A 17,607-nucleotide genomic window follows, 5' to 3' on the forward strand; every position below is an offset into this window, starting at 1 on the left:
AAAAGGGGCGGTGGCCATATCGGCCCCGCCCCTCTTCTTTATATCGGTCAGCCTGAAATCAGGCCGCCTCTTCCTTGCCTTTGAGCACGCGGACAGGTTCCTTGCGGCCTTCGACCACATCCTTGTCCACCACCACTTCGGCAATGTCATTCTCGGTCGGCAGGTCGAACATCGTGTCGAGCAGCAGCCCTTCGACGATCGAACGCAACCCGCGCGCACCGGTCTTGCGCTCGATGGCCTTCTTAGCAATGGCTTCGAGCGCATCGTCGGTGAAGGTCAGCTTGACGTTTTCCAGATCGAACAGCTTGGCATATTGCTTGATCAGCGCATTCTTGGGCTCGCGCAGGATCTGTACCAGCGCGGGAATGTCGAGATCATTCAGCGTGGCGATCACCGGCAGACGACCGATAAATTCGGGGATCAGGCCGAATTTCTGCAGATCTTCCGGCTCAGCCTTCTGCAGCAGTTCGCCCACCTTGCGCTTTTCCGGATCGGCGACATGGGCGCCAAAACCGATCGAACGCTTTTGCAGGCGGTCGGCAATGATCTTTTCCAGACCCGCAAAGGCGCCGCCACAGATGAACAGGATGTTCGTCGTGTCCACCTGCAGGAATTCCTGCTGAGGATGCTTGCGTCCGCCCTGCGGCGGCACGCTGGCGGTGGTGCCTTCCATCAGCTTGAGCAGAGCCTGCTGAACACCCTCGCCCGACACGTCGCGCGTGATCGAGGGGTTTTCGGCCTTGCGGCTGATCTTGTCGATTTCGTCGATATAGACGATGCCCTGCTGCGCCTTTTCGACATTATAGTCGCTGGCCTGCAGCAGCTTGAGAATGATGTTCTCCACGTCCTCGCCCACATAACCGGCTTCGGTCAGCGTGGTGGCGTCGGCCATGGTGAAAGGCACGTCGAAAGTCTTGGCCAGCGTCTGGGCCAGCAGCGTCTTGCCCGAACCGGTGGGGCCCACCAGCAGGATGTTCGACTTGGACAGTTCAACGTCGCCGCCCTTGCCGCTGTGCTTCAAACGCTTGTAATGGTTATGCACCGCCACCGACAGCACGCGCTTTGCACGGTCCTGGCCGATCACATAATCGTTGAGCGTCTCGAAAATCTCGCGCGGGCTGACCACGCCGCCATCGCGCTTGCCTGCGATGCCGCCCTTGGTTTCCTCGCGGATGATATCATTGCACAGTTCGACGCACTCATCGCAGATGAACACGGTCGGGCCCGCGATCAGCTTGCGCACCTCATGCTGGCTCTTGCCACAAAAGCTGCAGTACAGGGTGCTCTTGGCGTCGGATCCGCTCAGTTTCGTCATGCTTTTTCCCAAATGGCCCGCGTGGAGCCTGACAATAATGCCAACCTAGCCACGCGAGCGCCAAATTCAATACCCCCGATGGGCACCATCCCAAGCTGGAACAATGTCACCATCGCGGGTTTCATCATCAGGCCGTGGCGCCATCCGCATCGGGGCGACGCTCAAACACCTTATCAATCAAACCAAACTTGAGCGCTTCATCAGCCTCAAGGAAGGTATCGCGATCCATGGCGGCCTCAATCTCTTCAAGACTCTTACCCGTGAACTTCACGTAAAGATTGTTCATCCGGGCGCGGATGCGCAGGATTTCGCGGGCCTGAATCTCGATATCCGACGCCATGCCCTGCGCGCCGCCGCTGGGCTGGTGGATCATGATGCGCGCGTTGGGCAGAGCGATTCGCTGCCCCGGTTCGCCCGCGGCCAGCAGAAAGCTGCCCATCGAGCAGGCCTGACCGATGCACACGGTCGAGACCTTGGGCTTGATGTACTGCATCGTGTCATAGATCGACAGACCCGCCGTCACCACGCCGCCGGGCGAGTTGATGTACATGCTGATGTCCTTGGTCGGGTTTTCCGATTCGAGGAACAAAAGCTGGGCCACGATCACGCTGGCCATATGATCTTCGATCTGGCCGGTGACGAAAATGATGCGTTCGCGCAGCAGGCGCGAATAGATGTCAAAGCTGCGCTCGCCCCGGCTGGATTGCTCCACCACCACCGGGATCAACGCGCCGGTCACGGGATCAACACTGAATTTGCCCTGAGCATCGTTGCGTCCGAACAGATCGATCATGAAATTTCCTCTTTGTCTGCCACGCCTATGTCGCGTCTCGCGCCGCAATGTTCAAGTGGCTTAACCCCACCCTGAACGATCAGGGACTGCTTTTGGGTTAATCTTCTCCCCCCGGCATGGCCTGTAATGGACAATGATGCCGGTCATTTTTGCCATTTGACCCAGATCAGGTTTGACCCGAGGTTCGGATATTATATGTATAACATACAAAATGCCGTCACGAACGGTCCGAACCGGAGAGGAAAAACATGGCCCATTTCCCCGACACCCGCAGCTTTACCGGCATTTTACGGCCGGTCCGGCTGGAATGCGACATTCTGGACATGGAAATCGAGGGCGAAATCCCGGAATCGATGAACGGCACGTTTCACCGCGTCCATCCTGATTCGCAATTTCCCCCGAAATTTGCCGACGATCAGTTTTTCAACGGCGACGGCATGGTCAGCCTGTTCCGTTTTCGCGGCGGCAAGGTCGATTTCAAGCAGCGTTTCGCCCATACCGACAAGTTCAAGCTGGAGCGCGCCGCGGGCCGCGCCCTGTTCGGCGCCTATCGCAACCCGCTGACCGATGACGAAGAGGTCAAGGGCCAGATCCGCTCGACCACCAACACCAATGTCATGGTCCATGCGGGCAAGCTCCTTGCGATGAAGGAAGATGGCCCGGCCCTTGTCATGGACCCGCTGACGCTGGAAACCGAAGGCTTCACCTTCTTCGACGGCAAGCTGAAGAACCAGACTTTTTCCGCCCATGGCAAGATCGACCCTGTCACTGGTAATTTCTGCAATTTCGGCTATGCCGCCACCGGCCTGCTGACGCGCGACTGCTCGTTCTTCGAAATCGATCCGCAGGGCAATGTCCTGTACGAAACCTTCTTCGAGGCGCCCTATTATTGCATGATGCACGATTATGCGATCACCGAGCATTACGCCGTGTTCCATATCGTGCCCTCAACCAGCAACTGGGACCGGCTGAAGGCTGGCCTGCCCCATTTCGGCTTTGACACCACGCTGCCGGTTTACCTTGGCGTGCTGCCGCGCGGGCCCGGCGTGACGCAAAAGGACATCCGATGGTTCAAGGCGCCCAAAACGATCTTTGCCAGCCATGTGATGAATGCATTCGAAGACGGTTCGAAGATCCATTTCGACACGCCCGAAGCGGTCGGCAATTGTTTCCCCTTCTTCCCTGACATTCACGGCGCGCTGTTTGATCCGATGGCCGCCCGCCCGTTCCTGACGCGCTGGACGGTCGATCTGGCCTCAAAGTCGGACGAATTCCTCAAGGTCGAGCAGCTCTCGAACTGGATCGACGAATTTCCCCGCATCGACGAACGCTATGTCGGCCAGCCCTACCGCCATGGCTATATGCTGGTGATGGACCCGGAAATGCCGGTCGATTTCCCCGGCGCGCGGGCCTCGGGCTTTCGCATGAACCGCATCGGCCATATCGACCATGCGACCGGCGCGCAGGACAGTTGGTGGGCAGGCCCGCATTGCATGATCCAGGAGCCCTGCTTCGTGCCCCGCAGCCCCGATTCGCCCGAGGGCGATGGCTGGATCATCGCCGTGGTCGACAATCTGGTGACCAACTATTCCGATCTGGTCGTGCTGGACGCGCAACATCTGGAGGATGGGCCGGTGGGCCGCGCCAAGCTGCCCTTCCGCCTGAAATCGGGCCTGCACGGCAATTGGTGCGACGATCGCAAATATGCCGCTTTCGCCTGAGGCATAACAGAGAAGGCCCGCTTCCCTATCCGGGAAGCGGGCCTTTCATCAGGCCGAAGCCGGGCGCTTATTCAGCAGCCGGTTCTTCCACAGCCTTCTTCTTGGCCGGAGCCTTCTTCTTGGGAGCGGCCTCAGCAGCTTCCTCGCCCTCGGCAGCAGCCTTCTTCTTGGGCGCAGCCTTCTTCTTGGCGGCAGGCTTTTCTTCGTGGTCGTGCCCATGGTCGTGATCGCAATCCGGACCATGAACGTGGCCGGTTTCGCCTTCTTCGGCCTCGATGGCGGCCTGCAGCTCTTCCTTGGTCACTTCGCGGGTCGTGACTTCGGCCTTGTCGAACAGGAAGTCCACAACCTTCTCTTCATAGAGCGGCGCACGCAGTTGGGCGGCAACCATCGGTTCGGACTGGACGTATTCAACGAAGCGCTGACGGTCTTCCGGGCGATACTGCTGCGCGGCCTGCGACACCAGCATCTGGAATTCCTGGGCGGTGATTTCCACGCCATTGGCCTGGCCGATTTCCGACAGCAGGAGGCCGAGGCGCACACGGCGCACGGCGATCTTACGATAGTCTTCCTTCTCGGCTTCAATTTCGGCCAGAGCGGCGGCGGGATCTTCCTCGCGGCTGGCTTCCTGGGTCAACTGTTCCCAGATCTGGTTGAATTCGGCTTCGACCATGCTGGGGGGCACGTCGAATTCGGCGCCATCAGCCAGAATGTCGAGCAGCTGGCGCTTCATCTGGGTGCGTGTCTGACCTTCGGTCTCGCCTTCCAGCTGACCGCGCAGCAGGCCCTTGAGCTGATCCAGATCGGTCAGACCCAGGCTCTTGGCGAATTCGTCGTCGATCACGGTTTCACCGGCAACCTTCACCGACTTGACGGTGATGTCGAAGGTGGCTTCCTTGCCGGCGAGGTGAGCGGCCTGATATTCCTCAGGGAAGGTCACGGTGATGACCTTCTCGTCGCCAACCTTGGCGCCGACGAGCTGTTCTTCAAAGCCAGGGATGAAACGGCCGGCGCCGATTTCCAGCGCCGCGTCTTCGGCCTTGCCGCCGTCGAATTCAACGCCGTCCAGCTTGCCCACGAAGTCGATGATCAGCTGGTCGCCGGTTTCGGCTTCCTTGCCTTCTTCGGCGTCGTTGAAGCGCTTGGCCGACGAGGCGATGCGGGTGACGGCTTCATCAACGGCTTCGTCCTTGACGGGAACGACCAGCTTTTCCAGCTTGAGACCCGTCAGGTCCGGGGCCGAGATCACGGGCAGCACTTCGAGGCTGACGGTCAGCTCGGCGTCCTTGCCTTCTTCATAGCCTTCGCCCAGCGCGACATCGGGCTGCGTGGCGGGGCGCAGAGCGTGGTCAGCGACCAGCTTGTCCAGCGCTTCGCGGATGGTCTGCGAGAGCACATCCTGATGAACCTGCGCGCCGAAGCGCTTCTTGACCAGATTCGCGGGCACCTTGCCGGGGCGGAAACCGGGCAGCTGCACCTGGGGAGCGATCTTGACGACTTCGCTCTCGATCTTTTCGGCAATGAAGCCGGCGGGGATCGTCACGGTGAAGCCGCGCTTCAGACCCTCATTGGTGGTTTCGACAATCTGCATGATAATTCAACGCCTTCCCAACTCGCAACTGTCGCTTGCACGGGGCGGAAGACTGGTGCGGGCGAAGGGACTCGAACCCCCACATCTTACGATACTGGTACCTAAAACCAGCGCGTCTACCAATTCCGCCACGCCCGCATGAAGACGAAGCTACGTCAAATTCAGATGGGGGGCCTTAGAGAGCTTGGACCAAAAGGGCAAGCACCCAAACGCAGATCTCGCGCAAACCGCGTATCCGCACCGCCTTTGGCCGCACCCAAGCCCTCTCCAAGCCCACCAAGCGGCATTTTAAACCGTCCAGCAACGGGCGAGCAACACGCCAAGCCTACCTGCGGATCAGGCCCGAGACAACAAACCATACGGGCCAACAAGCAGGAGGTAATTATGCTTCATGTGTTGCTGGCGGCGGCGCTTGCCGGAACCGCCACCCATGCCGAAACGCTGTCCTATCGGGAAAAGGCGATAGAACTGCATTACAACGCCCATATCGAATTGCACACGGTGGCGATGGGCGCCCATGCCCCTACCCGCGGCCATGAACGCTCATGCCATTGGCAAGCGCGGCTGATCGTCGAGCGACGCTTGGGCGATGGTGCTTTTATAAGCCGCCTGCCCATCGTCAAAAAGGCGAATGGGTCGCTGTACGGCCCATGCCATGCCGACAATCGCCATGTGAAACAGGCGGCAAACCGCGCTATGGGCGATCTTAATCTGGCCCTGCGCGAGGCGGCGCGTCAGGACCGCCTCGTCGTTCTGGCCGAAATCGAGGCGACCCATTCGCGAGCCACCCAATAAGCCTAAAGCGCCAGCCAGCGGGCCAGAACCATCATCCACGAACGGGTCTGGCCCGTCGGGCCGGCCCTCGAGGCCCCCACCTCGCATTCCAGACAATAGGCTTGCGCCCCGCGCACCGCCATCAACCGCTGTGCCCCCACCACTGCGGAGGCCAGACGCGCCCGCTGGCGCTGGGTCACCATGCCCACCCAATCAGCGGCATCATCATCACCGGCCTCATTATCCTGCGCCCCAAACTGACGCAGGATCTGATCGACCGGCCCGACCTCATCGCCCAGCCAGACCGCATGCCACGCGCCATCCTTGATCCCGGCGCGCCCCGCCGCATCGGCCAGCGCGGCATCCAGCCCGCCAAACCCATCGACCAGCCCGATCTGATGCGCGGTGCCGCCATCCCAGACGCGGCCCTGCGCGATACGGTCCACCTCCTCGGGCGTTTTCTTGCGTGAGGCGGCGACCAGACCGACAAAGCGGCCATAGCCCGACTCAATATTCGCCTGCAAAATCTGCTCGATCTCCGGCGTCAACCCGGTCAGCACATCGGGCTGACCGGCCAAAGGCCCGGTGCGGACACCATCGCCCTTGACGCCCCAGCCCTCAAGCGCACGCTCGAAACTGGGGATCACGGCAAAGATGCCGATCGAACCGGTAATCGTACCGGGCTGGGCAAAGATCTTGGCCCCAGATGTCGAGACCCAATAGCCCCCGCTGGCCGCGACATTGGCCATCGAGATCACCACCGGCACCCCGCGCGCCTTTTGCCGCAGGATGGCGGCGCGAATGGCCTCCGAACCCGTCACCGACCCGCCCGGCGAATCCACCCGCACCACCAGCGCGGCCAACTTCTTGGTCGAAGCAGCATCGATCAGCTTGGCGATCCGCTCGCCACCTGCGCTGCCGGGGCCTGCCTTGCCATCGGTGATTTCGCCCGCCACCGTCACCACGCCGATCACGCGACCATCCTTCTTGTCCGGATGGCCCGCCAGCCACGCCGCCAGCGTGGTATGGGCAAAACTGCCCGGCGCGGGCACTTCATCGCCCGATTTGTCCTCGCCCGCGATCTTGGCGATGGCATCGCCCCATTGCGCCCGCGTGCCGATCTTATCCACCAATCCGGCCGCCAGCGAAGCCTTGGCCGCATCGCCGCCCGAGGCCTTGAACCAGCCCACCGGATCGGCCACCACCTTATCCACCTGCGCCTTGGGCCGTGCCTTCAACACATTCTCGCGCCACTGGGCAAAGATCGTGTCGAGCAGCGCCTTGCGCGCAGCGCGCGAGGGATCGGACATCGAATCGCGGATATAGGGTTCGACGAAATCCTTATATGTCCCCACGCGGAAGACATGGGCCGAAATCTTCAACCGCTCCAGCAATTTGGCGAAATAGAGGTTCTGCCCGCCCAGCCCCTCGACATAGGCGCCGCCCAGCGGGTCGATCCAGATCTCGCTGGCATGCGAAGCGATCAGCAACCCGCGATCCCCCAGCATCGTGCCATAGACCAGCACAGGCTTCTTCGCCTTGCGCACGACATCCATTGCATCGCCGATTTCAACGGCATGGACAAAGCCCGCGCCGCCGAATTTGCTCATGTCGATGGCCACGGCCTTGATCTTTTCATCTGTGGCCGCTCCGCGCAGCGCGCGAATCACATCGCGCTCGCGCAGCTCCGGGTCGCCCACATTGCCCGTCAGCACGCTTTGCAGATCGGTCTTTTGCAATTCCTCGACCACCGCGCTCTTCATCTCGATCAGAAGCGCACCCTCGCGCAATTGCGGAGCCGCGGGCCGGGCCGAGAGCGCGGCATAGAGCGAGCCGAAAAACAGCAGCAGCAAGGCCAGCATCAGCCCGTCCTTGATGGCCACCAGCAGCCGCCACACCGATTTTGCAAAAGCCATGTCTTCTCCGTTGTCTTGCCCGCCCACCCTACGAAGGATTTGCCCAACAGAGAAGTGGACAAACGGCCCTTTCCTCTTGAGCCGGGCCGACCACAGGTTTAGAGCGCTCTCTTCAATGACATCAGCAAACTCCTCCAGCCAGAGCCGCTACCCTGCGGGCTCTCTGGCCTTCCCGCACCGTGGGCTGCTCGGTCTGGCCGGCCTTGCCCCGCATGAGATCCTCTTTCTGCTCGACGAGGCGGAACAATGGGTGGAACTGAACCGTCAGCCGACCAAGCGGGTCGATCACCTGCGCGGGCTGACCATCATCAACGCCTTTTACGAAAATTCGACGCGCACGCTGCTCTCGTTTGAAATCGCGGGCAAGCGCCTGGGTGCCGATGTGGTCAACATGTCGGTGGGCCAGTCCAGCGTGAAAAAGGGCGAAACGCTGATTGACACGGCCATGACGCTCAATGCCATGCGCGCCGATGCGATCGTGATCCGCCATGCCTCTTCGGGCGCGGTACGGCTGATAGCGGAAAAAGTGGACTGCCCGGTGCTCAACGCCGGCGATGGCCAGCATGAGCATCCCACGCAAGGCCTGCTCGACGCATTGACCATCAAGCGGGCCAAGGGCGAATTTGTCGGCCTCAAGGTGGTGATATGCGGCGATATTCTGCACAGCCGCGTGGCGCGCTCTAACATTCTGGCGCTGACCGCTCTTGGCGCCGATGTGCGCGTCTGTGCGCCGCCCGCCCTGATGCCCGCAGACATCGAGCGGATGCGCGTGTCGCCCTATCACGACTTTGACGCCGCGCTCAAAGACGCCGATGTCGTCATGATGCTGCGCCTTCAGAACGAGCGCATGACCGGCCAGTTCATCCCCTCGCCGCGCGAATATCGTCATCTCTACGGTCTGTCGGTGGACCGTCTGGCGCGGGCGGCGAGCGATGCCATCGTCATGCACCCCGGCCCGATGAACCGGGGCGTGGAAATCGACTCCAACGTGGCCGACCTGCCGGGGCGCAGCCTGATTACGACACAGGTGGAAATGGGCGTGGCGATGCGGATGGCCTGTCTGGAAGTTTTGACGAGGAAAGCTCGCGGATTGCCCGGTTGGGCCGAGCCCAGAGAAGAAAAAGGAAGCTGGGCATGAAACAGGATGCTCTGACCATCACCAACGGCCTGATCATCACCCGCGAAGGCGCCGCGGTTCCGGGCGCGATCCGTTGCGATGGCGACCGGATCGTGGCCATCGGCGCCGATGTGGCTCCGCAGGAGGGCGACCGGGTTGAGGATGCGCGCGGCAAGCTGATCGCGCCGGGTCTGGTCGATCTGGGTGTGTTTGCCATCGACAAGCCCGCGCTGCATTTCGGCGGGATCACCCGCGCTGCGCTGATGCCCGATCAGAACCCGCCTTTGGATCGCTCCTCAACCGTGCGTTATGCGGCGCAGAGCGGCAAGCCCGACCTCTGGGTCCATCCCCTTGCCGCCGCCACGCGCGCGCTGGAAGGCAGCGACATCGCCGAAATCGCCCTGATGCGCGATGCGGGCGCCAAGGCTGTGGCCACCGGCCGCCACTGGATCGCCGATTCGGGCACGATGCTGCGCCTGCTGCGCTATTGCGCGATGCTGGGCATGACGGTCATAGCCCATGCCGAGGACAGCGGCCTTGCGGGCAATGCCGTCGCCACGGCCAGCGAGATGGCGACCCGACTTGGCCTGCCCTCGGCCCCGGTCGAGGCCGAGGCGCTGGCGGTCGCGCGCGATATTGCTCTGGCCGAAATGGCGGGGGCAAAGCTGCATTTCCGCCAGATCACCACGCGCGGCGCACTGGATCTGATCCGGACAGCGCAAAAGCGGGGCGTGGCAGTGTCGGCAGGCGTGACGCCCGCGCATTTCATGCTCTCGGACACGGCGCTGGCCGATTTCCGCACCTTCTGCCGGTTTTCGCCGCCTCTGCGGCGCGAGGACGATCGCAAGGCCGTGATCGAGGCGATTGGCGATGGCACGATCAGCGTGATCGCCAGCGGCCACGATCCGCGCGGGCCGGAGGATAAGCGCCTGCCCTTTGCCGATGCCGAACCAGGCATGGCGGGGGCCGAAACGCTGCTGCCGCTGACGATGAATCTGGTGCGCGACGAGGTGATCGACATGGCGACCGCCTTCCGCCTGCTGGCCACCAATCCGGCGCGCTTGCTGGGCGTGGATGCGGGTGCGCTGGAGGTGGGCCTGCAGGCCGACATCGCCATCATCGACGCGGATCGCCCGTGGATCGTTTCCTCGGACAAAATGGCGGCAGCTGCGGGCAACACGCCGTTTGACGGTCAGGGCGTGCAGGGCCGCGTTCTGGCCCTGTGGAAGGGCGGCCTGAAAGTCGGCTAAAACACAAGTCGACTAAACGGCGATTTCGGCCTGTCTGGCCCCCAGCGCGCTTATCGCATCATCGGGGGCCAGACGGACCTGAAGCCCGCGCTGCCCACCATTGATATAGATGCTTTCCCATTCCCGCGCGCTGGCGTCCAGCACCACGGGAACTTTGCGAGTCTGGCCAAAGGGGCTGATGCCGCCGATCTTATATCCGGTAATTCGCTCGGCATCGGCCGGTTTCATCATCACCGCCTGTTTCACACCCAACGCGGCGGCGGCCTTTTTCATCGCCACCTCGCGGTCGCTGGGCGCGATGACACAGGCCGGTTTGCCATCGGCCAGCACCATCAGCGTCTTGAACACCCGCCCCGCCGGTTCGCCCAGAGCGGCGGCGGCGGCCTGACCGATGCTGTCGGCGTCGGGGTCGTAATCATAGGTGTGCAGCGTGTAAGTCACGCCTGCGCGGTCGAGAAATTGCGTTGCGCGCGTTGCCTTGGCCATGGGGCGCCTCCTTGGCCTATGGCTCTATCCGCCCGCGAAGCCTTTGCCCAGAGCCTAAAATTCGCTCCAGTCATCGCCCACGGCCTTGGCCATACCGGAGGGACGATGGCGCACTTCGGGCGCGGGCCGGGTTCGTTGCAGCGTCGACTGGCGGCGGAAAGGCACCGGATCATCGCCCCTTTCGCGTCGGATCGCCGCATCGCGGGTGCGGAAACCCGACACCAGTTGAGTCAGTTTCTCAGCTTCCTGCGAGAGATTGCGGGTCGAACTGGTGGATTGCTGGACCATCGCGGCATTTTGCTGGGTCATGCGGTCCATATCGCCTACGGCGTCATTGACCACGCGAATATTGGTCGCCTGCCGCTGAGAGCTTTCGGCAATTTCCTCGATCAGAACGCTGATTTCCGAAACTTTTGCCACAATGCCCTGCAGGCGTTCGCCCGTACGCCCGACCAGATCGACGCCAGCCTCGACCTGAGTGGAGGAATTCTGGATCAGGCTTTTGATATCGCGCGCGGCATCTGCCGTCCGCTGGGCCAGGGCGCGAACCTCGCTGGCCACCACGGCAAAGCCGCGCCCCGCCTCGCCCGCCCGCGCGGCCTCGACCCCGGCGTTGAGCGCGAGAAGGTTGGTCTGAAAGGCAATGGAATCAATCACATTGATGATCTGACTGATCTGCTGCGATGATTGCTCAATGGCGGCCATGGCATCGACCGCATGGGCCACGACATCGCCGCCGTCGCTGGCCTGACGATGGGCCTCCTGCGTGGCGGCGCGCACCACGGCGGCGGTCTGGGCCGAGGCCTGAACCGTTTCGGACACCGCGCGCAGCGAGGCGGCGGTTTCCTCAAGGCTGGCGGCCTGCGTCTCGTTCCTGCCGGCCAGATCGTCGGCAGCGGCCTTGATCTCCTTGACCGAGCGCATCACCCCGCCCGCGCCCACGCGAACCGTGCCAAGCGCATCCATCAGCGAGGAGACCGAATGATTGTAATTTTCGCGCAGGGCCTCGTATTCGGGCGGAAAGGCATCGTGCAGACGGTGTTCCAGATCCTTGGCGGCCAGTTGAGTCAACGCGCCGCTCAACGCATCGACCACCTGTTTCTGTTCGACCTGCGCCCGCTTCTGGGCAAGACCGGCCTGACGGAAAACTTCCATGGCCTGCGCCATGATGCCGATTTCGTCGCCCCGCTCGCGCCCTTCGGCCTCAAAGGAATAATCGCCCTGCGCCATACGCCCCATCGCCTGCGCGGTGGCTTGAAGCGGCAAGACAATGCCATGGTCGATAAAGCGGCGGGCCATCACAATGGCGCCAACCACCAGCGCCATCATCACGCCGACCAGAACCAGCGCCGCAATCACCAGCGGATCGTCGAAACGATGCTCTGCCGCGCGGAAATCACCCGACATTTTGACCAGCCGCAGGATAGCCTCGTGCTGTCTGGCATAGGCCGGGGCCAGTTCCTCGTCATAGATCCTGCGCATCGCGGCCTCGTCGCCTGCCCGAGCCGCCGGGGAGAACCGGGCGTTCAGCGCACTCCAGAAAGCATCGGCATAGGCCTGGCTTTGTTTGAGAACCTCGAGTTGATCAGCCGGGATCGGAGCGGTCTGCCAATAAGCTTTGCGGGCCAGATAGTCCCTTTCCAGCGCAGCCAGATTTTGCAGATGCAGCCCCGCCTGTTCCGGATGAAGCATCGCCTGCGAGGCTTCGAGGCAAGGTTCGACAACATAGGCGGGCGGCGGCAGTATATCGGCCACCAATTCATCCTGAAGCGCATATTTGCGATAAATCGGCCCGCCATAACGGATCTGGAAAATCGCGGCGGCCGACAGAATAATGGCAAGGCCAACGACGGCAAAGATCAGCCGACTGCCAATTCTAGCCTTGTCACCGATCATGCCACTTCAATCCCGTTGCCTGCACGCAATTGCACCGTAACAAGGAGTGGTTGGCGCGTCGTATCGAATTGCCCTGTCGAAATACTTAGCCTTGCGCAAAGCGAAGGTTTGCAACAGGCCCGGCCGGATGCGTTCACGCAAAAATCCTTGCCTTGGGGCCAAATTTCGCTAAGGGCCGCATCTTCTGAAAGTGCGGATTCGCAGCCCGCGCACATGATATGCGAAGAAAGCCGGAGGGGCCCCGCAATCGTGCGGACAAGCCAGCGATCGGTTAACGGATGAAAAGGAAGCTGCCGTGGCTCTCTATGAGCACGTGTTCCTGGCTCGCCAGGATCTGAGCCAAGCGCAGGTTGATGCGCTTGCCGCCACCGCCACCGAGATCATTGAAACCAACGGGGGCAAGGTCACCAAGACCGAAACCTGGGGTCTCAAGAACCTCGCCTACAAGATCAAGCGCAACCGTAAGGCTCACTTTGTGATGCTGAACGTTGAAGCCCCCGCCGGCGTCACCGCCGAGCTGGAGCGCCAGATCGGTATCAACGAAGACATCATCCGTTTCATCACCGTTCGCGTTGATGAACTGGAAGCTGGCCCGTCGGTCCAGATGCGCAAGAACGATCGCGAGCGCAGCCGTCGCCGCGAACGCGAGGAGGCTTGATCCATGGCTCGTGCATTTTTCCGTCGTCGCAAGAGCTGCCCCTTCTCGGGCAAGAACGCTCCCAAGATCGACTATAAGGACATCCGCCTGCTTCAGGGCTTCATGTCCGAACGTGGCAAGATCGTTCCCAGCCGCATCACCGCCGTTTCTGCCAAGAAGCAGCGTGAACTGGGCCAGGCGATCAAGCGCGCCCGCCATCTGGGCCTGCTGCCCTACCTCGTAAAGTAAGGGAGAAAATCCATGCAGATCATTCTCCTCGAACGTATCGAGAAGCTGGGCCACATCGGTGACGTCGTCACCGTGAAGGACGGTTACGCCCGTAACTTCCTGCTGCCCAACAAGAAGGCGCTGCGCGCCAACGAAGCCAACCGCAAGGTGTTCGAAGCCCAGCGCGCCGACATCGAAAAGCGGAACGCGGAAGCCAAGGCTACTGCCGAAGGCCAGTCGGGTGACGTCGAAGGCAAGAGCGTGGTTCTGATCCGCGCCGCCTCGAACGCCGGCCACCTGTATGGCTCGGTTTCGGTGCGCGACATCGCCGATGGCCTGAACGCCGAAGGCGCCAAGGTCAACAAGGCGATGATCGTTCTGGAACGTCCGATCAAGTCGATCGGCATCTATGACGTTCGCGTTGCTCTGCACCCCGAAGTCTCGGTGACCGTCAAGGTGAACGTTGCCCGTTCGCCCGACGAAGCCGAACTGCAGGCTCAGGGCGTCAACATCTCGGAAGCGCTGTTCGACAACGCCGTGGGCGGCTTCACCGAAGCCTATGACCCCAACGCAGAGCCCGGCGAAATTCCGTCGGACCTGCTGGAAGGTGAAACGGAAGCCGAGTAATCGGTTTTCGCAGGCCTCCGGGCCCGAAAAGAATTAGGGGGTGTGGGAAACCGCGCCCCCTTTTTCTATGCGTTACTTCTTGATCCGCAGAAAACGCGCGGCATTGTTATACAGAATATCGCGCTTCTGTTCAGGCGTCAGATAGTCGGCGTTTTGAATGATGCCAATTGAATAGGCCATCAGCCCCGGCCACAGCAATTGATCGGTGCCATACATCACCCGGTCGCCAAACCCGCCCTCGACAAGGCGCTGGATATAGCGATTCACTTCCTTGCGCGGATAGGACCAGATCAGGCCCGCGATATCGACATAGACATGGCTGTTGGCCTGAAGCAGCGTGAGCATGTTTTCGGCCATCGGATAGCCGGCATGCATCACCTGAATCCGCAATTTGGGATGGCGGGCCAGCAGGTCTTCGAGCAGCAGCGGATTACCCATCGAGCCGCGGAAGCTGGAGCGCGAGACATTCGAACGCCCAGAGCCGCCTGTGCCCATGTGGATCGCCACAGGAATATCCAGCTTTTCGGCCAGCTCGAAATAGGGCTCTGCGCGCATGTCGCTGGGCGAAATGCCTTCATATTGCAGGCCGATCTCGCCCATCACCTTGAAGCCATCCTTGGTGAAGGACACTTCGAGCCGCTTTAACTGATCGGCCTGATCGGGTGTAGTTACGCTCTTGAAGGCTGTACCAGGGATCACGCGCTCGGGCGCGGCGGCCTGCCACTTCTTCACCTCAGCCGGATCGCCAAAGAACACGCCGGTCACATTCAACCGCTTCATCTCGGCCAGCACCTCGGGCATATATTGCCCCTTGGCCGCCGGATAGAGGCGCGGCGTGCAATCCTCCTTCGACCAACCAAACGATGCCTCGGGTCCATCGGCGGGGTCCGAGGCAAGGAAACGGTCAGCATTGGGACACATCGGCATGCCCCCGCTGGCAAATTCCCCAGCGTGCATATGCACGTCGATCACCGGGCCGGGCTCGCCTGCGGCGTTCTGCGCCATGGCTGTGCCAATCATGAAAACGTTACCAAGCATAGATGCGGTTAAAGCGGCTCGCAGGCCCGTCTTGCGCATTCTCTCTCTCCCATGGGATGAAATGTCGGGACGCCTTCCCTGTTTCGCGCCCGCGCAGCCATCCTTGCGCGCCAATCTTACGCCGTCAAGTCAGCCATTTCTTCGCCCCCTCTTGCAGCGCAGCGCAAGTGCGATAGTTTTACCCCATGAACACAGAGCAAATCATCACCCAATTGAGCGCCATCTATGATGCCGCCGTCGCCACATTGCGGGCCGATATTGCGGCCTTTGCCGAAAATGGCACGATCCCGCCCGCCTCGCGGATTGCCGAAAACGCCTGGTGCTATCCCGAATTGCGTGTCCATTATTCCGGCCACGAGACCCATCCCGATGCCAGTCGCGCCTTTGGCCGTCTCAGCGATGCCGGTTCCTATGCCACCACCGTCACCAAGCCCCACCTGTTTGCAGGCTATCTTGACGAGCAATTGCTGACACTGGCCGAAGATTATGAAATCACGGTCGAAGTCGCCCGGTCGAATCAGCAGATCCCCTTTCCCTATGTGCTGGACGCCACCAACGCCACCTCGGCCCGGCCATGGGAATTGGCACAGCATTTCCCGACCACCGAACTGGCGCTGATCGGCGATGAATTGTCCGACGGGCTGGTCGATATGGGTCAGGATGGGCAGGTCATGCCGCTGGCCCTGTTCGACGGGCTGCGCACCGATTTCAGCCTCGCGCGTCTGGCGCATTACACCGGCACCAGCCCCAGCCATTTCCAGCGCTATATTCTCTTCACCAACTATCACCGCTATGTCGATGAATTCGTCGATTGGGCGGGCCAGCAATTGGGCGAGAACGGCTATACGGCGCTGTCTGGTGCGGGCGGGCTGTATCTGACCCAGCGGCATGACAATGCGCGTGTGCTGCTCTCCGACACGGCCTGGCGGCGGCATCAGATGCCCGCCTATCACCTGATCGGTCCGAACCGCAGCGGGATCACGCTGGTCAATATTGGCGTTGGCCCTTCCAATGCGAAAACGATCTGCGACCACCTTGCGGTTTTAAGGCCCGAAGCATGGCTGATGATCGGTCATTGCGGCGGCCTGCGCGATACGCAGAAGATCGGCGATTATGTGCTGGCCCATGCTTATCTGCGCGATGATCATGTGCTCGATCCGGTCCTGCCGCCCGAAATCCCCATCCCGGCCATTGCAGAAGTGCAGCGGGCGCTGGAACATGCCGCCGAGATCATTTCCGGCCAGACCGGCGCGAACCTGAAGAAGCGTCTGCGCACCGGCACTGTGGTGACGACCGATGATCGCAACTGGGAATTGCGCTACACGCTCTCAGCCCAGCGTTTCAGCCTGAGCCGGGCGGTGGGCATCGATATGGAAAGCGCAACCATCGCCGCGCAGGGGTACCGCTTCCGCGTTCCCTATGGCACGCTGCTCTGCGTCTCGGACAAGCCGCTGCATGGCGAGATCAAGCTGCCCGGACAGGCAAACCGCTTCTATGAGGAAGCCATCGCCGCCCATCTGGCCATCGGCACCACCACGGTCGATCTGCTGCGCGCCGAGGGACAGCGGCTGCATTCACGCAAGCTGCGCGCTTTCCGCGAGCCGCCATTCCGCTGATTACCCGTTACGGGCAAAGAAAAACCGCCGTGGCATCATCTGCCACGGCGGGTTTTCTATTGCGACCTTTGGAAGATCAGCGAGAATTATTCCTCACCTTCATCCGCAGTCAGAACCGGACCCGAGTCCTGGCCCTTAGCGGCCACGTCACGGTCAACCAGTTCGATAATCGCCAGCGGCGCAGCGTCCGATGCACGGATGCCGGCCTTGATCACGCGGGTGTAGCCACCGTTGCGATCCGAATAGCGCGAAGCCAGGACGTCGAACAGCTTAACCAGCTGAGCATCGTCCTGCAGGCGGGCGTGCGCCAAACGACGGTTCGAAAGACCGCCACGCTTAGCCAGCGTGATCAGCTTTTCGAGGTAGGGGCGCAGTTCCTTGGCCTTGGGAACAGTGGTCAGGATCTGCTCATGCTTGATGAGCGAAGCCGACAGGTTGCGCAGCAGCGACTGGCGATGCTGGCTGGTGCGGTTCAGCTTACGCTGGCCGTACTTATGACGCATTGTATGTTCCTTCGCGTTCGTAGGGGGGCCGTTTCAGGTACCCCGATCCAGGCGACATTTGACGGCTGCCACCAAAACCGTTTGGCGGGGCCGGTTTCC

16 protein-coding genes and 1 tRNA gene are annotated in these 17,607 nt (G+C 61.5%); 8 read left to right on the top strand and 9 right to left on the bottom strand.

The window, feature by feature from the left end; genetic code table 11:
• Positions 1–58: 58 nt before the first annotated feature.
• Positions 59–1,315 (bottom strand): ATP-dependent Clp protease ATP-binding subunit ClpX, encoded by a 1,257-nt coding sequence (clpX, locus tag FHW96_RS21210; protein WP_168603795.1) that lies wholly within the window; start codon positions 1,313–1,315, stop codon positions 59–61.
• A 127-nt stretch (positions 1,316–1,442) separates the two neighbouring features.
• Positions 1,443–2,108: an ATP-dependent Clp endopeptidase proteolytic subunit ClpP gene (clpP, locus tag FHW96_RS21215; protein ID WP_168603796.1), complete on the bottom strand. Its 666-nt coding sequence runs from the start codon at positions 2,106–2,108 to the stop codon at positions 1,443–1,445.
• Between the two features lie 248 nt (positions 2,109–2,356).
• Between clpP and FHW96_RS21220 the strand changes: the two genes are divergently transcribed.
• A complete protein-coding gene (locus FHW96_RS21220) occupies positions 2,357–3,829 on the top strand; it encodes a carotenoid oxygenase family protein (protein ID WP_172342577.1) in 1,473 nt (490 codons plus the stop codon).
• 67 nt (positions 3,830–3,896) lie between these two features.
• Here the strand turns inward: FHW96_RS21220 and tig are convergent, their stop codons facing one another.
• Together tig and FHW96_RS21230 are read right to left on the bottom strand one after the other, a co-directional pair.
• Positions 3,897–5,420: a trigger factor gene (gene tig / locus FHW96_RS21225; RefSeq protein WP_172342578.1), complete on the bottom strand. Its 1,524-nt coding sequence runs from the start codon at positions 5,418–5,420 to the stop codon at positions 3,897–3,899.
• 53 nt (positions 5,421–5,473) lie between these two features.
• A tRNA-Leu gene (locus tag FHW96_RS21230) sits at positions 5,474–5,558 on the bottom strand.
• Between the two features lie 246 nt (positions 5,559–5,804).
• On the opposite strand from FHW96_RS21230, the gene FHW96_RS21235 reads away from it, so the two are divergent.
• Entirely contained in the window at positions 5,805–6,215 is a 411-nt protein-coding gene (locus FHW96_RS21235; RefSeq protein ID WP_172342579.1) for a hypothetical protein, read from the top strand.
• Between the two features lie 2 nt (positions 6,216–6,217).
• Here the strand turns inward: FHW96_RS21235 and sppA are convergent, their stop codons facing one another.
• On the bottom strand, positions 6,218–8,110 hold the full coding sequence (gene sppA / locus FHW96_RS21240) for a signal peptide peptidase SppA (RefSeq protein ID WP_172342580.1): 1,893 nt from the start codon (positions 8,108–8,110) through the stop codon (positions 6,218–6,220).
• Positions 8,111–8,225: 115 nt separating this feature from the next.
• On the opposite strand from sppA, the gene FHW96_RS21245 reads away from it, so the two are divergent.
• Together FHW96_RS21245 and FHW96_RS21250 are read left to right on the top strand one after the other, a co-directional pair.
• A complete protein-coding gene (locus tag FHW96_RS21245; RefSeq protein ID WP_172342581.1) occupies positions 8,226–9,248 on the top strand; it encodes an aspartate carbamoyltransferase catalytic subunit in 1,023 nt (340 codons plus the stop codon).
• Entirely contained in the window at positions 9,245–10,477 is a 1,233-nt protein-coding gene (locus FHW96_RS21250) for a dihydroorotase family protein (protein WP_172342582.1), read from the top strand. The genes FHW96_RS21245 and FHW96_RS21250 overlap by 4 nt, the downstream gene beginning before the upstream one ends.
• Positions 10,478–10,489: 12 nt before the next feature.
• Here the strand turns inward: FHW96_RS21250 and ybaK are convergent, their stop codons facing one another.
• Positions 10,490–10,963 carry a Cys-tRNA(Pro) deacylase gene (gene ybaK / locus FHW96_RS21255; protein WP_172342583.1) on the bottom strand — a complete coding sequence of 158 codons (474 nt, stop codon included), beginning with the start codon at positions 10,961–10,963 and terminating at the stop codon, positions 10,490–10,492.
• A gap of 54 nt (positions 10,964–11,017) precedes the next feature.
• Positions 11,018–12,859: a methyl-accepting chemotaxis protein gene (locus FHW96_RS21260; protein WP_172342584.1), complete on the bottom strand. Its 1,842-nt coding sequence runs from the start codon at positions 12,857–12,859 to the stop codon at positions 11,018–11,020.
• A gap of 295 nt (positions 12,860–13,154) precedes the next feature.
• Between FHW96_RS21260 and rpsF the strand changes: the two genes are divergently transcribed.
• Genes rpsF through rplI form a run of 3 tightly spaced genes read left to right on the top strand, consistent with a single transcriptional unit; the run spans position 13,155 to position 14,351 of the window.
• Positions 13,155–13,517, top strand: coding sequence for a 30S ribosomal protein S6 (gene rpsF, locus FHW96_RS21265; protein WP_168603805.1), 363 nt, complete (start codon positions 13,155–13,157; stop codon positions 13,515–13,517).
• Positions 13,518–13,520: 3 nt separating this feature from the next.
• The gene (rpsR, locus tag FHW96_RS21270; protein ID WP_127710389.1) at positions 13,521–13,745 is read left to right on the top strand and encodes a 30S ribosomal protein S18; all 225 of its coding nucleotides are present in this window, start codon (positions 13,521–13,523) and stop codon (positions 13,743–13,745) included.
• Positions 13,746–13,757: 12 nt separating this feature from the next.
• Positions 13,758–14,351 carry a 50S ribosomal protein L9 gene (gene rplI, locus FHW96_RS21275; RefSeq protein WP_172342585.1) on the top strand — a complete coding sequence of 198 codons (594 nt, stop codon included), beginning with the start codon at positions 13,758–13,760 and terminating at the stop codon, positions 14,349–14,351.
• 72 nt (positions 14,352–14,423) lie between these two features.
• Here the strand turns inward: rplI and FHW96_RS21280 are convergent, their stop codons facing one another.
• Complete coding sequence (locus tag FHW96_RS21280) at positions 14,424–15,371, bottom strand: amidohydrolase family protein (RefSeq protein ID WP_216651000.1); 948 nt, start codon at positions 15,369–15,371, stop codon at positions 14,424–14,426.
• 203 nt (positions 15,372–15,574) lie between these two features.
• Between FHW96_RS21280 and FHW96_RS21285 the strand changes: the two genes are divergently transcribed.
• The gene (locus FHW96_RS21285) at positions 15,575–17,005 is read left to right on the top strand and encodes an AMP nucleosidase (RefSeq protein WP_172342587.1); all 1,431 of its coding nucleotides are present in this window, start codon (positions 15,575–15,577) and stop codon (positions 17,003–17,005) included.
• 86 nt (positions 17,006–17,091) lie between these two features.
• Here FHW96_RS21285 and rplQ read toward each other — a convergent pair whose 3' ends face one another.
• Positions 17,092–17,508 carry a 50S ribosomal protein L17 gene (gene rplQ, locus FHW96_RS21290; RefSeq protein ID WP_168603809.1) on the bottom strand — a complete coding sequence of 139 codons (417 nt, stop codon included), beginning with the start codon at positions 17,506–17,508 and terminating at the stop codon, positions 17,092–17,094.
• Positions 17,509–17,607 lie beyond the last annotated feature (99 nt).

This window comes from Novosphingobium sp. SG751A (assembly GCF_013149295.1).
Classification (GTDB): Bacteria; Pseudomonadota; Alphaproteobacteria; order Sphingomonadales; family Sphingomonadaceae; genus Novosphingobium.

Excerpts from the sequence above, each read along its gene's own strand:
- clpX (WP_168603795.1), bottom strand. The coding sequence starts at position 1,315 with ATGACGAAACTGAGCGGATCCGACGCCAAGAGCACCCTGTACTGCAGC.
- clpP (WP_168603796.1), bottom strand. The coding sequence starts at position 2,108 with ATGATCGATCTGTTCGGACGCAACGATGCTCAGGGCAAATTCAGTGTT.
- FHW96_RS21220 (WP_172342577.1), top strand. The coding sequence starts at position 2,357 with ATGGCCCATTTCCCCGACACCCGCAGCTTTACCGGCATTTTACGGCCG.
- tig (WP_172342578.1), bottom strand. The coding sequence starts at position 5,420 with ATGCAGATTGTCGAAACCACCAATGAGGGTCTGAAGCGCGGCTTCACC.
- FHW96_RS21235 (WP_172342579.1), top strand. The coding sequence starts at position 5,805 with ATGCTTCATGTGTTGCTGGCGGCGGCGCTTGCCGGAACCGCCACCCAT.
- sppA (WP_172342580.1), bottom strand. The coding sequence starts at position 8,110 with ATGGCTTTTGCAAAATCGGTGTGGCGGCTGCTGGTGGCCATCAAGGAC.
- FHW96_RS21245 (WP_172342581.1), top strand. The coding sequence starts at position 8,226 with ATGACATCAGCAAACTCCTCCAGCCAGAGCCGCTACCCTGCGGGCTCT.
- FHW96_RS21250 (WP_172342582.1), top strand. The coding sequence starts at position 9,245 with ATGAAACAGGATGCTCTGACCATCACCAACGGCCTGATCATCACCCGC.
- ybaK (WP_172342583.1), bottom strand. The coding sequence starts at position 10,963 with ATGGCCAAGGCAACGCGCGCAACGCAATTTCTCGACCGCGCAGGCGTG.
- FHW96_RS21260 (WP_172342584.1), bottom strand. The coding sequence starts at position 12,859 with ATGATCGGTGACAAGGCTAGAATTGGCAGTCGGCTGATCTTTGCCGTC.
- rpsR (WP_127710389.1), top strand. The coding sequence starts at position 13,521 with ATGGCTCGTGCATTTTTCCGTCGTCGCAAGAGCTGCCCCTTCTCGGGC.
- rplI (WP_172342585.1), top strand. The coding sequence starts at position 13,758 with ATGCAGATCATTCTCCTCGAACGTATCGAGAAGCTGGGCCACATCGGT.
- FHW96_RS21280 (WP_216651000.1), bottom strand. The coding sequence starts at position 15,371 with ATGATTGGCACAGCCATGGCGCAGAACGCCGCAGGCGAGCCCGGCCCG.
- FHW96_RS21285 (WP_172342587.1), top strand. The coding sequence starts at position 15,575 with ATGAACACAGAGCAAATCATCACCCAATTGAGCGCCATCTATGATGCC.
- rplQ (WP_168603809.1), bottom strand. The coding sequence starts at position 17,508 with ATGCGTCATAAGTACGGCCAGCGTAAGCTGAACCGCACCAGCCAGCAT.